This window comes from uncultured Kriegella sp. (assembly GCF_963975415.1).
Classification (GTDB): domain Bacteria; phylum Bacteroidota; class Bacteroidia; order Flavobacteriales; family Flavobacteriaceae; genus Kriegella.
In genome coordinates, this window is sequence record NZ_CAXBGN010000009.1 from 35,864 (window position 1) to 52,590 (window position 16,727).

15 protein-coding genes are annotated in these 16,727 nt (G+C 38.0%); 4 read left to right on the forward strand and 11 right to left on the reverse strand.

Translation table 11 applies throughout. From position 1 onward, the window contains the following. Positions 1-272: 272 nt before the first annotated feature. From AACZ88_RS17615 to AACZ88_RS17630, 4 genes are all read right to left on the reverse strand, one after another. Positions 273-1,310 carry a hypothetical protein gene (locus AACZ88_RS17615; protein ID WP_339713050.1) on the reverse strand — a complete coding sequence of 346 codons (1,038 nt, stop codon included), beginning with the start codon at positions 1,308-1,310 and terminating at the stop codon, positions 273-275. An 11-nt stretch (positions 1,311-1,321) separates the two neighbouring features. Next, complete coding sequence (locus tag AACZ88_RS17620) at positions 1,322-2,602, reverse strand: DUF4185 domain-containing protein (RefSeq protein WP_339713053.1); 1,281 nt, start codon at positions 2,600-2,602, stop codon at positions 1,322-1,324. Positions 2,603-3,138: 536 nt separating this feature from the next. Then, on the reverse strand, positions 3,139-4,272 hold the full coding sequence (locus AACZ88_RS17625) for a FecR domain-containing protein (protein WP_339713056.1): 1,134 nt from the start codon (positions 4,270-4,272) through the stop codon (positions 3,139-3,141). Between the two features lie 469 nt (positions 4,273-4,741). Further along, positions 4,742-5,326: an RNA polymerase sigma-70 factor gene (locus AACZ88_RS17630; RefSeq protein WP_339713058.1), complete on the reverse strand. Its 585-nt coding sequence runs from the start codon at positions 5,324-5,326 to the stop codon at positions 4,742-4,744. 1,818 nt (positions 5,327-7,144) lie between these two features. Here AACZ88_RS17630 and AACZ88_RS17635 point away from each other — a divergent pair. Further along, on the forward strand, positions 7,145-8,203 hold the full coding sequence (locus AACZ88_RS17635; protein WP_339713061.1) for a PAS domain-containing sensor histidine kinase: 1,059 nt from the start codon (positions 7,145-7,147) through the stop codon (positions 8,201-8,203). A 148-nt stretch (positions 8,204-8,351) separates the two neighbouring features. Here AACZ88_RS17635 and AACZ88_RS17640 read toward each other — a convergent pair whose 3' ends face one another. The 7 genes from AACZ88_RS17640 to AACZ88_RS17670 all read right to left on the reverse strand — a co-directional run bounded on the left by AACZ88_RS17640 (position 8,352) and on the right by AACZ88_RS17670 (position 14,391). Next, positions 8,352-8,894 (reverse strand): 1-acyl-sn-glycerol-3-phosphate acyltransferase, encoded by a 543-nt coding sequence (locus AACZ88_RS17640; RefSeq protein WP_339713064.1) that lies wholly within the window; start codon positions 8,892-8,894, stop codon positions 8,352-8,354. A 62-nt stretch (positions 8,895-8,956) separates the two neighbouring features. Continuing rightward, positions 8,957-9,613, reverse strand: a complete 657-nt coding sequence (locus tag AACZ88_RS17645) for an SGNH/GDSL hydrolase family protein (protein ID WP_339713067.1) — start codon at positions 9,611-9,613, stop codon at positions 8,957-8,959. 53 nt (positions 9,614-9,666) lie between these two features. Next, the gene (locus tag AACZ88_RS17650) at positions 9,667-10,794 is read right to left on the reverse strand and encodes an iron-containing alcohol dehydrogenase family protein (protein WP_339713069.1); all 1,128 of its coding nucleotides are present in this window, start codon (positions 10,792-10,794) and stop codon (positions 9,667-9,669) included. Between the two features lie 8 nt (positions 10,795-10,802). Beyond that, the gene (locus AACZ88_RS17655) at positions 10,803-11,501 is read right to left on the reverse strand and encodes an HAD family hydrolase (RefSeq protein WP_339713072.1); all 699 of its coding nucleotides are present in this window, start codon (positions 11,499-11,501) and stop codon (positions 10,803-10,805) included. Continuing rightward, a complete protein-coding gene (gene kdsB, locus AACZ88_RS17660; protein ID WP_339713412.1) occupies positions 11,492-12,205 on the reverse strand; it encodes a 3-deoxy-manno-octulosonate cytidylyltransferase in 714 nt (237 codons plus the stop codon). Before kdsB ends, AACZ88_RS17655 begins: the two co-directional genes overlap by 10 nt. A 124-nt stretch (positions 12,206-12,329) precedes the next feature. After that, on the reverse strand, positions 12,330-12,899 hold the full coding sequence (locus tag AACZ88_RS17665) for a DUF4126 domain-containing protein (protein ID WP_339713075.1): 570 nt from the start codon (positions 12,897-12,899) through the stop codon (positions 12,330-12,332). Positions 12,900-12,951: 52 nt separating this feature from the next. Further along, positions 12,952-14,391, reverse strand: a complete 1,440-nt coding sequence (locus tag AACZ88_RS17670) for an ATP-binding domain-containing protein (RefSeq protein WP_339713077.1) — start codon at positions 14,389-14,391, stop codon at positions 12,952-12,954. Positions 14,392-14,653: 262 nt separating this feature from the next. On the opposite strand from AACZ88_RS17670, the gene AACZ88_RS17675 reads away from it, so the two are divergent. The 3 genes from AACZ88_RS17675 to AACZ88_RS17685 are packed head-to-tail and all read left to right on the forward strand — an operon-like array spanning position 14,654 to position 16,663. Beyond that, the gene (locus tag AACZ88_RS17675) at positions 14,654-15,307 is read left to right on the forward strand and encodes a hypothetical protein (protein ID WP_339713080.1); all 654 of its coding nucleotides are present in this window, start codon (positions 14,654-14,656) and stop codon (positions 15,305-15,307) included. Further along, positions 15,294-16,115, forward strand: coding sequence for a DUF3822 family protein (locus AACZ88_RS17680; RefSeq protein WP_339713083.1), 822 nt, complete (start codon positions 15,294-15,296; stop codon positions 16,113-16,115). The genes AACZ88_RS17675 and AACZ88_RS17680 overlap by 14 nt, the downstream gene beginning before the upstream one ends. Beyond that, complete coding sequence (locus AACZ88_RS17685) at positions 16,115-16,663, forward strand: RsmD family RNA methyltransferase (protein ID WP_339713085.1); 549 nt, start codon at positions 16,115-16,117, stop codon at positions 16,661-16,663. Before AACZ88_RS17680 ends, AACZ88_RS17685 begins: the two co-directional genes overlap by 1 nt. Positions 16,664-16,727: the final 64 nt, after the last annotated feature.

Genomic DNA, 16,727 nt, shown 5'->3' on the forward strand with positions numbered 1-16,727 from the left:
CACTAATTTTCATTGCATACTTTTTCACAGTATGTTTATTTCTATTCTATAAAAAGTGCAAACGTTAGCCACATTCCTGTATTGGTCCATTAGGAAGGCTATACACCTTTCTTAAGTTCATGGGCGCCTTGTTAAGAGTCAGATAAGAATACCATTGATTTTCAAAAAAAGTTGGGACATATTTCCTTTTGGGACATGCCCCAACAACAACTCAACTAACTCAACTAACTCAACTCACTATTTTTCTATTTTCATTAAATCAATACAAGATTTTATTTATACAATTCGAATTGTCCCTTCATAAAATTTATATTGTCATACTCAGGCCATCCTGACCAACCCAGCCAAAAGCTTTTACCACCATCACCCAAAAATTTAGTTGGTATTACGTAATTAAATTTTACTAGTTTGTCTAAAAAATTATCCTCATAATAAACAGTGGTCCATGGTCCCCATGGATTAGGGGCATCAAAAATCCCAAAGCTGGACACGTCGGCTAGTATACTTTTTCGATCGTCTCCCTTGGCAAAATGAGGTTTTGCCAAAAGATATCGTTTCAAACCGGGATTATAGCAAATGCTCAAATGCCATAAGTAAGCGTTGTTATCATGGAAAACTGTTGCCTTTTTTGTAAAATCTGAGGACCAGGAAGCACTGCTATCTTCATTTATGTATTCAAACCATTCATAATCCACAGAATTGAAGATATTTTCTTTTTCTACCCTTGCGAGATATATATCGGGATGACGGTTAAATCCGAAGTAAACATATATATAGTCATCAGGAGCACCCTCATATCCTTTTCCATATTGTAAAATACCCCTTACCCGAAATCCTGCGGGAGCATGGGGAAACATACGCTCCTTTCCCAAAGTCCATGTTGTCCCACTATCCATTGATACCGCTGAATAGGAATCGTGATCATACCTGCTGTCACCATTGACCCAAAACATCAGCAATTTTTCATCAACTGCTATTAAGCCATCAGGCTTCCCAAAGTTCTGCCCCGGGCCGGCACCCCAAAGATCCTCTCCTAATAAATTTGGCGGGGTACCTTCTATTTTGGTAACTCCAATACTCCTTTTGGGCTCCTTTCCTTTTTCCCATCCCCAGCCGTCTCCCCAAGCAGCATACAAATTGTCGTCACTAGCCCATGTCATTGGCCATTGATCACTTCCCAATCCATTTTGGATTTTCACATCCATATCCCAAGAAACCGATTTTATAACTTGGCTAGCGGGATACGGAGGAGTTTGCCCATTTATTTCTCCTTGCATTATTAAAACAGCAATAATCGTGTAAATCTTCATTGTTTAATTTTTCATTTTTTTCTATTCCCTGAAATTGTAAAAGTCCCTTCTACGGATCCCCATTGATCACCCCCAGGCCCGGTATATACCATAACAAACCCCCTTCCATTCCTATACCACCATTTCGGAGAAAAATTCCAATAAACGGTCTTTGGATCACCTGGATATTTTTCATTTTGTAGATGAGGGAAATCACCTATATTCCATGGATGTTCGAAAAGAATTGTAGACCAGGGCCCCCAAGGCTCTGTAGATTCGTAAATTCCGATATGCGCTTTTTCCCCTCTTAAATCTTTATATCTACCAACCTGTTGAACCGTAAGGATATAGCGTTTTAGACCCGGATTATAAATTACACTTGTTCGCATCACACCATTTTCCGAATCACTAAAAACGGGTAGTCGTTTTTCTATTTTAGATGACCATATTGGTTTTCCATTAGAATCAGCGCCCGCAAAATATGAATAGGCAGATTTCTTCTCAATAAATTGTTTAGGCACTCGTATCAAGTTTATTCTTCCTGGCTTATTAACATCCCATTTGCTGAGGGAATCAACTGACATTGTATGATCGGGTGCATATATATAAACATATTCATCCCTTGCACCTTTGTAGTCCTGACCAAACTGCAAAAACGTCGGCACAAAGAAGCCCGTATTTTCTTCGAATGGGAAATTCCAGTCGACGCCGGTGCGCTTCCAGGATTCCCCATGATCTCTAGATTTCCAAAGCTCTTGCATGCCATAACATTGCTGAGTCTTTCCATTTCCACTGCGCAACATAAATAAAGATCCGTCAATTGAAATAATTCCATAGGATTTCCCGCCAAAAGGCTTTTCCGAACTTATTGGATTTTTCCCTCCCCATATATTGTAACCAGAATAATTATTTCTGTTGCCTTCGATCTTCGCTACGCCCATGCTAACCCTTCCCTCATCATTTGTGCCTCCAAAACCTCCTCCATCTCCCCAAGCAGTATACTGATTTCCATCATCCGCCCAAGTAATTGTCCAATTGTCGCTTCGGGGAGCCTCCATTCCATTCCCCGGGCAAATGTTCTTCAAAGTCAACATATTAAATTCTATACCCGTGATATAGCGGCTTTTTGGATATACTGGCCTATAGTTTTTGACACTGGAAGAATCTAAACTATTACTTAAATCACCTTGCACGAAATGTTGGTTTACCAAGTCCTTTTTCAATTGAACAAATCCCAGGGATACAATAAATAATATCAGGAAAACGATTCCCAAACTTATCGAAATCAAGACTCCCAACTCTGTTCTGGACATGTTTCTTTGTTTTGATTGCACTTTCTTATAAAGCAGTTTGCCTGTAGTTTCTCTTATGAGTTTTGTGACCATCGATCTCCATTGGTAATTATTAGTAATGAACATGATTATATATGAGACGAAAGATTGATGACTACGGATACCACGTTATCGATACCAATAATTGTCTTGATCTACTTCTCTATACTGATACACAGTACAGGAATTATAGTTGACTAGAAATCTTAGATTCCGACAATCTACCCATAAAATAAAACTCGTTCAATAAATAGGGGAAATCATGATTACACCATATATCTAAGTTACTACCCCTTCAATACAGGCAGCGCGAGCTATGGTTGAGAAGCAAGAGCTTCATGATTTGATTCTTTTGAGAACGTTTTCCGTGAATACGGAAAACCAAATGTTTTTGTTTTTCTGCATAGTTTAAATGATTTTGATTAGTCTATTGTATTACGGTTAATAATCGGTCTGTATTGAAAAACGCGGCCACATTTTTCGACATCCCGTACTGTTCATTATCTTAATCCCTTAGGTCATTCCTCCAGACTTCGGTCTATTATGACCTTGTTATCCCTGATTTCGTAGTGGAATCCAGCACTCTCCTTGAAAGCATCCAGTAGGTCAGTAATAGTCTCGTCCCTAAATTTTCCCTGGAACCTCTTTGAATCCATAGCAGCATAATCGTTTTGGATTTCCACCCCGTAATGCCGTTCAATCTTATGGACAATCTCTGCAAACCGCTCATCGTTAAAAATGAGCCTGCCCTCCATCCAGCCCAGATAATCGTCGATCTGGACAGTCCTGACTGCCACATTATTTTCCCCTATGGTCGCTTTTTCTCCTGGAGCGATTATTGTGGGGTCTTCTCCGGTCTGTCCACTGTACACTGCTACGCTTCCCTCGGCCAATACGGCAAAATTCTCACTCTCCTTATATGAACTCACCACAAAGTGGGTACCCAACACTTTCACCCCGATTCCGGGGGAAGTGACCAAAAAGGGGCGACTGGTGTCCTTGGCCACTTCAAAATATGCTTCGCCCTCCAAGAAAACCTGTCTTTCCTTGTCTGGGACAAAATTGGCGGGATATCGAAGGGATGACCCAGAGTTCACATGTGCCAGTGTGCCGTCCGAAAATATTATCTTGAACTTTTTACCATTGGGAACGATGACCTCGTTATAGACCAGCTCCTTGGCCCGGTCGTTCTTGGCATAGCTTATTTGTCCCCCATCATATTGGGCGACCAATTTTCCCGTATTGTCGGCGAGAGAACGGTTACCCTCTGCATCGATTTCAACCACCCCTTTGCCGGGCATCTTTAGGATGACAGGGGAATCCTTGGCAATAACCTCTATATTCCCAACACCCGACAGTGATGTCGATTTTTGGTGCCAGATTGCCAATCCTGCGATAAGTCCTATAAAAACAGCAGCATATTTCAAGTAGCCCCGGTACAATCTTTTTACTGGAATTTCTTTGCCCCTGATATCGGACTTTATACTGGACCAGAGTCCTTCCTTGACGGCCCGGTCGTAATCCAATTCGGACCAGAGGCTCTCCTTGTCCCGAAAAGAATCCAGATAACTATCGAGCAATTCAATTTCCTTATCGGAACATTCGTTCCTGGCGTATTTGTCAAAAAGTTCTCTCAAATATTCTTTGTCCATTCCCGTATCTCTATATTTTTTCCCGTATCGGGACGGGCCCTTTATAACTTAGTACCATAATCTCCAGTTAGGTACCACTCCTTTTCAAGCTTTTTTTTAAGATTCTCATAAAAATAAACCTAGAATATTGCATTATTACCCGGTTAAAAACTAAATTATTAAGGCATATCGTACTTTCAGACATATCCTATTTCCGTCTTTTTACCAGTGGGGTCAAGCGCCACTGAATTGGCCTGATCATAATATGAAAAGGAATCATTTATTATAAAATGTCTTAATTCTATTATATTTATGGTTATACGGGAATAGATTAAAACTTAAAAAATTCTAAAATTCATTTCTGAATTTTTACGCCGTATTGACTCAAAGTATTTAATAGCACATTGCCCGAACAGCGCAACGATAAATTCCAATTAAATCGATAATAAAAACTCACAATATCATAAAATTCAAAAAACCACATGTGATTTTACAGTTCAAATACAGAAGATGAAAGAAGTAGGTAGTAGAATATGGCTTGTTCTGAACTAAGATTTTGACGCAGAAAATTCAGTGCTTTTGATATTTGGTTTTTAACAGTTTGAATTGAGATGCCAAGTTCTGTTGATATTTCTTTATTGGTTTTATTTTCATATCTGCTAAGAACAAAAATCTGTTGACATCTGGGGGGGAGCTTTGCTAATTGATCGTTTATTGTTTTCTCCAATTCTTCACATTCCATTTTTTCAGATACATTTGACGAAAAATCAACAATATCGACTGGCACTATATCGACTGCGGATATTTTTTTATCTCTCAAATACTTGTAGATTTGAAATTTTACAGCCTGATAAAAATATGGTTTAAGGTATGTGATTTTTGTTTTTTTTCTATTGGCCCAAAAATCAACAAATATATTTTGTATGATATCTTCACAAAGTTCTCTGTTTCGAAAAATATTCATTGCATAAGCAAACATGTCCTTTGAATATCTTTTAAAAATCATTTCAAAAGCGCTAATATCATCCAAATTAAGCCGTCGTAGCAATTCGGTGTCTGTTAATGAGTTTTTCATAGTTGAACCATTAATAATTCTATAAATCTATAAAATTTTATTTCAATAATAATAAATTTACAATAATCCACCCATTCCCAAAGTTTGTCATACCGCTTGGCAAGGCCCATTTTCAAACCGAAGTTTCACAGCTAGGACACAATTCTGATCGAAATATTAAAGTCCCTTAGTTCGAAGTTCTTATGCTTAAAGATGGACAGGTCAAACTCCAAACGAATATCCAAAAAACCCTGTAAAAATTTTTTTGGTGATTATAATTTTAAATTTTGTTAAGAAATAAAGCGAAGCTTTTAAAAAACAAGAGCCAACTGCTCACTTTTAAATAAAGTAGAAAAAGTATCTAGAATTTGGATTACTCCCATAAACTAATTATTAATAATATTAAGAGGTTCATTGATTTAACCGAGCGTGAAAAACGGACGTAAATCCCCTTGCTTACAGTAATAAAAGTAAATAAGAAGGCCTATATAATGGGAGTTGGTGAAATAATACGAGTATTTTATAACTAATAAGATTTATGAATTTCAAGAGGTTGTCTTCATTGTTAATATCTATGTTCCGCTTCGCCTTTTTCCGTTCTACCATTTGGTATTAGCATCTATATAAAAGCAGCTTGTCGAGTATCTTTAAGATCCACAAAAATCAAAAGATATGGAAACCCGGCAAACTGCAAGCCCTAAGCTATCATTGGGATGAACATTCATAAGCGCAGCTGGAAGGTGCCCTATGTCACGGAAATATTGTCTGGCAGAAGCTTTTCAATGTCCCCTTCCCCTGAAGGACTGAGGAATTACGTGGAAAGGTATTTTTCGGGTCACGTAGGTAGCTACGACCTACAAGGCCGGTTGTTACGGCTATCGCCCACATCACTGTTTAGAGTCATACAGTTGGGATTTCTTGGTGATCGCCCCCGCGGACATTTTTAGAAAGGGCAAGTAGCCTCTAAGAAGACGGACCGAATCGACGCGCAGATTATCGCGCGATGAGCAGCTAATAAAACCTAAAAAAGCCTGTATTTGCCTCCCCTTTTTTGTGTAAATTGCCCAAGAATTATTTACTAATCAGAAAACTAAAACTGCATACGTTTTTGCATACGATTTTAGAATTTTATAGCGTGCGGGCCCAATAAAACCGTGGGTGAAATTCCTGGCGGAGAGCTCATAACCCGAAGATTCATTTTCAGTCTTCGTTTTTCTTCTAATTACTAGGTTCTTTATTTTGGATATATCTGTTTAAATCGAACTAATAACGAACTAATTAAATTTTATAATTCATAAAGTACTGTAAATAATACATATGATAATGATAGGACGACGTGCAGAACGTATATCATACCATGCAAGAGTAAAATTTGACGGCTAGAATAATTCTAAGTTGATGTAGGGTTCATAAACGGCAATTATTAAGCTTGAAAGCCATTTCAAAACGTTGTCGCTTTTGCAGATGTCTCATATTGATTGTTCTATTTATTTCCTACTAGGGTATTTCCGTAGGCTTGGGCTAAACTCATAGTCGCTCTTGGTAAAATTGATGTATAGTAGTCAAAGGTTGCCGACATTAAAAACATACCATGTACTGAATCCGAATTATCTTAATCCCCCGTACTATAGCCTTCGTCAATAATTTTTCCAGTATCCCTTCGAATTTCAATATTGGTATTGATTTAACACCTTGACTTAAGAATAATTCACCCTTTTTTATCGTTATTTATTGTCGTCAACAACCATCGATAATCAGACTGGACCACCAAAGAAAGTCAAAATTGGGACAAACACCTGAAAATCAAACCATCGTATAACCACCAAACTACTCATACCAATGGATCTTCAATTAGAACCTTTTTTCGATTTGTCTATGGATTGCCTCTGTATCGCCGACTATAATGGTTATTTTAAAAAAATAAATCCGGCCTTCATGCAATTGTTAGGTTATTCTGAAGAAGAGCTACACTCAAAATTAATATGTGATTTTATTTATGAGGAGGACAAGGAACGCACAGCCTTCTACAGACAAAGTTTGAAGAACAATCGGCCATTGGTCAATTTTGAAAACCGATATGTATGCAAATCTGGAGAACATGTTTGGCTTCATTGGACTTCTATTCCTGTGGAAAATGAACAGCTTGTTTATGCCATAGCAAAAGATATTACCCACAAGAAAAAATTGGAAACTGAACGGGCATCCCATTTAGGCCACCTCTCCAAGCTAAATCAAGAACTTAAACAACTCAATTATACTACTTCGCATGATCTGAGATCCCCAATAAATAATATGCTTTCTTTGTTCGATTTAATCGATTTGAACAATATCGGTGATGAAAACACTACGGAAATCGTTCGCTTTATAAAGCTCTCCGCAGAGCAACTTAAAGCTTCTTTAAATTCGAATGTAGATCAGCTAAAAGAGAATGAGACTATAAAAAAGGAAGTTCAAGAAATTCATTTTGACAGTGTGTTTCAGAAAGTACAAAAGTCAATAAGTGCATTGATACATAAGGCAAATACAAAATTCATAATTAATTTTTCGGAGTTAGAGAGCATACCATTCAACGAAGCTTATATGGAAAGTATTTTTCTCAATTTAATCACCAACTCCATTAAATATGCCAGACCCGACATTTCACCTGTTATTACAATAAGTACTCGTCAAAAAAATGGGGAAAAGGTTTTTCATTATTCCGATAATGGACTTGGCTTTGATATGGAAAAAGTAGGACACCTAATTTTCAAATTAAACCAAACATTTCACGATAATGAAGATAGCAAAGGGGTCGGGCTGTATTTAGTGCACAGTCATGTTACCAGCTTTGGGGGCAGTATTTGTGTTAAAAGCGAAATCAATAAAGGAACTACTTTTACGATTAAATTCTGTGCCTAATTACAGTTGTTCAAACTTTGCCATACGGCAATGAATTTGCTTTTAAACAACATCCAAAGATGCTAACTATCAAGCGAATATTGAGCATTTAATAACACATGTATATACATTGACATAAGCACTGCGTATTCATTATTAAACTATCAAACTAAAAATCATTTCGGCGTACTTTTCCCTGTACACCCCTAAAAAAAGCGCTGTAGCTTTTAAAATCGGACGCCTTGTCATCGGTTGGAACATGGGGATCAGAAATCTTTATTTGTTTTCTACCAAAATCAAAGGCAATCATAACAATAGGCACTTTTGCCGTTTTTGCAATATAATAAAACCCTGTTTTCCAATGGGCCACTTTTTTGCGTGTTCCTTCAGGGGCTATCGTCAACCGAAACTTTTCGCGCTCGTTAAAAATCTTAACAGTAGCTTCTACAGTATTGTTTGTTTTGCCGCGATCAATAGGGGCACCTCCCAAGCGTTTAAAGAGCCAACCGAAAGGCGGTCTAAAAAGGCTTTTTTTACCAATCCAATTTATTTCCTCATTCCATACTTTACGAACCACTAAACCTAAAAAGAAATCGACCCAACTCGTATGAGGCACTACAATGATTACAAATTTATCAAGATGGCCAGGAAAGGTACCGACCATTTTCCAGCCCAACAATTTGTAGAAGATGAATTTGGCAAGTATTTGCATAGCATAAAAAGAAAGTTAAACAGTAAGATACTATTTTAAACTAGAAATCTACCATCTAGTTCTTACTCCATTTTGCTAGAAAGAAAATCAGAAATTACTTCTCCAAGCGCTTGATACCCTTTTTTGGTATAATGTACATCATCATTTCCTGAGCCATATTTTGCATGTATCAAAGCCGACTTTTCAAAAATATCATTGATCTGCACCCCATGTTTTTTCATGATTTCCCTTGCGGCTTCATTATACTTCAACGCATCATCGCTAAACCTTCCGGCCTCCTTCTCAGGAACATATGATGTTGTAACAAAAATAAGTTGTGCATCGGTTTTCTCTTTTAAAATGGAAACAATAGTATCAAGGTTTGCACTATAATCTTCAATGCTGAAAGTAATCTTCCCATTAATTTTATCTCGATTTCCCTGAACTTTGGAGTCGGGGTGTCGATAACATAAATCCCATAAGCCCCAATTAAATTGAACTATATCCCAATCACCGTCACCGATCCACTCCCTTATCTTTTCTAGACCTGTTCCTGTATGCTGGGCATTTCCAGGGTTATGTGCAATTATGGCACTATCCTCAAAATGAGCTTTAACAAATGGAGTATATCCTAAGGAGATAGAATCTCCAATAATTAAAATTTTAGATTTCTCATTCGCGCAGCTACTGATAACGGTCGCCAAAACCATTACAAATACAAATCTGGTGAGACACTTCATATAATATAGTTAGGATTATTCAAAGAGTTCATGTACACCCCTTCGAAGAAAAATTAAATTTTTTGATAAATCGACCTCAACTTTTCCGGTGTGGCAATAGTTCGCCAATTCTTTCCCAAAGCGTTTTCCCAAAGTGGTTCTAATTTCAAAGCCACCGCGATCATCGTATTAAAATCATCATCGGTAAGATGGGCACAAATATTTTCAGGTAATTTTATTTGATGTTTCACGAGCATTTTATAAAACAGTTCGACTCCTTCAGGATAGAACTCTTTAAGATGCCGAAAGACCATACAATTGCCTACACCATGCTTTACGCCCAAAAGATAAGACAATCCATAGCTCATCGCATGTGCCACACCCACTTGGGAATATGCGATACTCATACCCCCATGCCATGAAGCCATCATCAATTTTTCCCGAGATTCACTTGCCGACATTTCATTTAAATAAACCTCTTTACAAAGCTCGAACGCCTTTTCGCCATAGCTTTGGCTAAAGGCATTTAAAAAAGTGCCGTCGAGCGATTCTACACAATGTATAAAACAATCCATTCCTGTATAAAACCATTGTTCTTTACAGACACCTTGAGTTAGGTCTGGGTCTAATACCACCTGATCGAATGTCGTGTAATCTGAATTGATCCCTAATTTTTTTGTCGGTCCAAGCAAAACGGTAGTACGCGAAACTTCAGCACCCGTGCCACTAATGGTCGGAACGCCTATGTGATAAATTGCCGGTTTTTGTACCAGATCCCACCCTTGATATTCCGCTGCGCTTCCTTGATTTGTCAATAATATGGATACGGCTTTTGCCAAATCCAATAATGTACCACCGCCAATACCAATAATACCTGAAGGAAGTTCTTCAAAATCATTTTTAATTTTAGCCACCAATACATCGACCTGATTTGTTTTAGGTTCTTCTTCGGCTGAGATAAAAACAATTTGATCATTAAACATTAGTGGAATTCTACCTACTAATTCTTTTCCTTCAAAAACATCGTCGACCAAAAAAATGAATGGAGCATCGGAATGCCTTCTTTTTGGCAACAATATCTCACTCAATTGATCAAAGCTGCCATTACCAAAAATGACACGAGGAACCATGGGGAAGTTCTTATATTTCTCGTGCTTTGGCAAAATATGTTTTGCCGTATACAATTCCCTTTTCATCTCCATAAACCGCCTTAAAAGTACTTCAAAATATCTGTCAATTTATTTATCGTAAGGTATTCACCATGCTCATCTTCAACCAACACCTCTTCATGTTTCCAAGTCGTATGAAAAGGAACGTGAACAGCCTTTGCTCCTATATTGACAATAGGCAGCACATCTGACTTTAAAGAGTTCCCTATCATTAAAAACTCTTTTACGTCAATCTCTAAATGACCCAACAAATTTATATAGTTATCTTCTTTTTTGTCGCTCAGAACTTCGACATGGTGAAAATATTCGGAGAGACCCGATTTTTCGAGTTTTCTCTCTTGATCCAACAAATCTCCTTTGGTCAAAACGATAAGACGATAATCACCGTTCAACTTACTCAATACCTCTTTTACGCCTTCTAGAAGTTCCACTGGATGCAGAATCATTTTTCTACCTATATCAAGAATATCGGAAATCGTGGTCTGGGAAACCCGGTTGTTCGATAATTGCAAGGCCGATTCTATCATAGAAAGTACGAATCCTTTTATGCCATAGCCATAAAGGTCCAAGTTTTTCATCTCCATTTTGAACAGCTCCTGATCTATCTTGTTCTTTGTCTCATATTTTTCGAGTAAATCGGCGAACTGTTCTTCCGCTTCCCTAAAATAGGTCTCATTTACCCATAAGGTATCATCGGCATCAAATGCGATAACCTTGATGTTACTATAGTCTACTTCCATGCTTTTTTCGCCCTTATCAGGTCTTCAGGTGTATCGATTTCAATGCCGCTGACCGTAGTCTCGATCATTTTTATTCTTTTTCCATATTCTAAGTACCGAATGGCCTCTATTTTTTCTGTCGCCTCTAAACCCAACATAGGCAGGCGATGAAAATCCATAAGTGCACTTTTTCGAAAGGCATAAACGCCTTTATGCTTATAATAGACAGGCGTTACATCTTCAGCCCTGTGATAGGGAATTGGAGAACGCGAAAAGTATAGTGCGAAGTTTCCATTATCAACGATTACTTTTACCGTATTGGGATTACTAATTTCTTCTTCATCGGTAATTCGCACCATTAACGAGGCCAAATCAATCTCTTTTGTACTATCGTTTTCGAAAACGGCCAAAAGGCTTTCCAAACTCTTTCTTTCGGTAAAAGGTTCATCACCCTGAACATTCACGATTACGTCCACTTCCATATCAGCCACCGCTTCCGCTATTCTATCGCTACCACAGTCGTGCTCTTTTATACTCATAATTGCCTGTCCACCAGCTTTGGTAATTGTATCAAAAATCACCGGACTGTCTGTGACTACATATACAGCGTCGAACAATTGGGCACTTACCGCTGCCTCATAGGTTCGTAATATCACAGGTTTCCCCGACAAATCTTGCATCAACTTTGCAGGAAATCTAGAGGCCGCATAACGTGCGGGTATCATTGCTATCGTTTTCACTTATTTTCTTTTACTTGTTTAAGATAAAAAATGTTTCGGGTTATGATCAAATCAAATTTGTCGTTTTGATTCAAGGTACCGCCACCATGAATCTATATCTTTTAAAACTTTAGGTATTTATACGAGGGCGCAATTTTCGATATATTCTGAATATAATAACCAGAATAATGATTACTAAAACAGCGGCGAGAATAGGTGCAAAAATAGAAGCTGTCGAAATTACCAAGGCTGTTCCCGTTTCGGCAGTAGAAACTATAGGGTTTGCCAAACCACCGGTTGTAGCAGTCGATGCCAAACGCCCGGTTGCGCCCGCCCCCTTAATGGCGGTTGCCGTACCGCCTCCCGCTATTATCGCCAAAGACCAAGTCACCACTGGATCTAAATCGGCCACTGTAGACACCATAACAGCTGTGCCCGCAATTGCCGCCAAAGGAATTGCCAAACTGTCCAACATATTATCTACAAAAGGAATAAAATAGGCAAAAATTTCAAATATGGTAGCTACTCCTAGAGCGACTACCGCAGCTAAACTTCCAATCCATTGCCAACTCTGGTTTAACTCCCATACATCAAAATACGAAGCTAAACTAAGGGCAAACAATGGCAAGAATACCCTAAAGCCCACGGAAGCCGCTAGCCCAATACCAAGAAAAATACTTATAATCGTTTCAGAGGTCATCTTTCATCATTTAGGGAACGCAGCAATGGCTTTTAGGCGATACGAATTTAACCTATTCCGAATCAACAAAAAAATCATCGGCAAAACCTATCAGGTACAATTGATGTTTAGCCCTTGTAATTGCAGTATACAACCACCTTAAATAGTCCTTATTAACCCCATCGGTCAAATACGGTTGTTCGACAAAAACGGTATCCCATTGCCCCCCTTGTGATTTATGACAAGTTATGGCATACGAAAATTTAACTTGTAAGGCATTAAAGTATTTATTCGATTTTACCCCTAGAAACTTCTTGTACTTTGATTTCTCATCGGCATAGTCTTCCATAACCGATTGATAAAGTCGGTTTCCATCTTCATACGAAAGAGAAGGAGTTACGGCATCAATAGTATCTAACAATAGTACCGTTTCAAAAGGTTTTTGATTGGGGTAATCGACCATTTGAACTTTTACTTCGGCAAACCTGAAACCATAAAGGTCTTTAATTGCAAAAATCTCCAAAACCTCAATAATATCTCCATTGGCAATAAAACCGGCTTCTGAATTAGGCTTTAACCAAAAATAATTATTCTTCACGACCATCATATAATCGCCGGGTGCAATCTCATTTTCAAGAAATAAAATTCGAGAGCGGATATTCTTGTTATACAGGTTAGCGCGCTTATTAGAACGCACTATCAGTGCGGTACCTTCATTTCCGTTCTGGGCATAAGAAGCATCAATGGCTTCCTGTATCTCATAACCATCGATTAGTCGAACGATATCCTTATATGGTGAAACGTCGAATTGAAACGATTCAAAAAATTCATCCTGAAGCTGCTCTCTAAGAAAGGTAGCATTCGCCAATATACCAGAATCTTCCGATTGTCTCATTACCTCGTCCAATTCTAAACCAATCACCTCTTTATTGTAATTCAACGACAATTTGTCGGCATCCAAGGCTGGGCTAATATCTAAGTGCACAGGGGGTAATTGAGCGGTATCGCCTATCAAAATCAACTTACAATTAAAACCTGCATAAACAAACATTAGTAAATCATCTAACAACGATCCGTTACCAAATAATTTCGAATCAGTTGGAGCATCAGGAATCATCGATGCTTCATCTACGATAAATATCGTGTTTCTATGCTTGTTCGGGGCCATTACAAATTGAACTCCGCCGCCACCCTGCTTTTTCGGAAAATATATTTTGCGATGAATAGTAAATGCCTGAGTTTTTGCATAATTCGACATGACTTTGGCGGCACGCCCTGTAGGTGCCAATAAAACCGTTTTCATTCTGGTATTCCAAAGGCTATTGACCAGGGTACCCACGAGAGTAGTTTTACCTGTCCCCGCAAACCCTTTTAACAAGAAAACATCGTCTTTCTCACCAGACAACACATAACTTGCCATTTTTTGAAGCGCGATCTCTTGTTTCAAGGTCGGTTCATGGGGAAATTTATCTTTTAAAATGGCATAAAAAGATGCCGCATTCATCTTGTTCATATAATTGTAAATATAGGTATCATTTCATCAGCAGTAGGGAATAGTGCATAGTAGACATTAAAAAACAAAAATAGACAGATCAATAGCCTGAACCCATTAACCGGCGGAAAACACTGACCATCTGTATTTTAATCGTTCAGAAGAATAAAAATGAAGGGTTGGCTCTATTTTAGACCAAACAAAATCCTTTTATAAAAATTAGGAGGTTTATAAAAAAATTGTAGATTTGTGTTGACCACTAAATCTAATTAACACTTAAGAAATGAAGACCATTGCACAAATTTTACTTTGGATTGTTTGCATCGGGTTAGGTTACCTAATCTACAAGTCGGTAACCGGACCAATTGAGTTCAACAAGGTCAAGCAAGAGCGCTTTGCCAAAGTAGTTTCCAGCTTAAAAGACATTAGAAATTCGCAAGAAGCTTACAAAACAGTAAACGGAAAGTACGCCAAAGATTTTAATGACCTGATTAGTTTTGTTGACACAGGTAAATATATCATTACACAGCAACGTGATTCTTCTTTCGTACGGTACAATAAAGTCTTTCAAATCGATATGCCGAAGGATACGGTACTTATCGATACACTTGGCTTTGTTTCGGTAAAAGATTCTCTTTTTAAGAGTGACGATCGTTACAAAAGCATGATGAACGTACCTACTGCTACAAGCGGTGAAAAATTTGAAATGAAATCGGCCGTCATCGAAAGAAGTGGCTATAAGGCACCAGTTTTTGAGGCGAAAGTTGAAAAAAATGTAATACTTGGTGATCAACCAAAAGATTTATTGGCCAAAGAGAATGCCGAAATAGGCGTTGACGAGGTAAACGGAAGCGTTATAAGAGTAGGGTCGTTAGAAGATGTTAGTACTAGTGGTAACTGGCCACCTATTTATGATAAAAAAGGTGAACAACAATAACGGGGGAACTACCCAAAATTTTTATAAACTGTCCATTCAAGTTAGCTTGAATGGACTTTCTTTTTGTGTTTTAGATACTCTGGATAATTCAATATTGGCGTCAGAGAACATATTTTTCAACAAACAGTACACCCCCTATGAGGTACAGAAGGAGTTGCAAAGTGTATTTAAAAAGAACAATGTTACCAAAGACCGGTTTTCCGAAATTATCGTCATTCATCGAAATACGTTGTTCAGCTTAGTTCCAAAATCATTGTTCAGTGCTGACGAACTGCCCAATTATTTAAAGTTCAATGCAAAAATTCTTGCTAACGATCATCTGGCTTACGATGAAATAGACAGTTATGAAATGGTGAATGTCTATGTTCCATTTGTGAACATCAACAATTACATATACGACCTGTTCGGGGAGTTCGAATTCAAGCACAGTGGCACGGTGATGGTAGAATCATTACTAAATGGCCATACCCATGCCAAAGAACCTGTATGCTACGTACATGTGGCAGCGCATCAAATGGACATCACCGTTATTTCTGACAAAAAATTATTACTCTACAATAGTTTCGAATTTGTCACCAAAGAAGATTTTATCTACTATTTACTGTTTACAATGGAACAGTTGAAACTAGATACCGAACAAGTACAATTGAAGCTTTTTGGAGCCATTGATGAAGAAGACGACATTTATAAACTCTGCTATGATTATGTAAAACTGGTATCTATATTCGTCCCTTCAAGTTCGTTGCAATACCCCGTAACCGATTTGGGGAGTGCTTCTATAGATTTCACCGTTTTAAACGCCTTATAATGCGCATTATCTCAGGAAAATATAAAGGAAGAAAGATTCTCGCTCCAAAAAAGCTACCTGTTCGGCCAACGACCGATATGTCTAAAGAGGCGCTTTTTAACATTCTCAACAATCACTATAATTTTAGTGACCTGGCAGTCGTTGATCTTTTTGCGGGCACAGGAAACATTGCTTACGAATTCGCCTCAAGAGGATCTGAAGAAATTACTGCGGTAGATGCAGACCTCGGCTGCGTAAAGTTCATCGACCAAACTGCCAAATCCTTTGATTTTCGAATTGATGCCATTAAGAGCGATGTCTTCAAATTTCTTAAAAAATCGACAATAAAGGCCGATATAATTTTTGCAGACCCTTTTTACGACATGCCTTTAGAAGATTTTGAAAAAATACCAGAACTGATATTTACACGAAAATTACTTTTAGATGATGGTATGTTGATAATTGAACATTCAAAGCATACCGATCTCAGCCATTTGGCCCATTTTTCGAATGCCCGAAAATACGGGGGAAGCGTTTTTAGTTTTTTTAAGGATAACGAAACATCATAAATTTACACATTTTCCACTACTACCCTTCGACTGCGCTCAGGGTTAATTCGACTACGCATTTTTT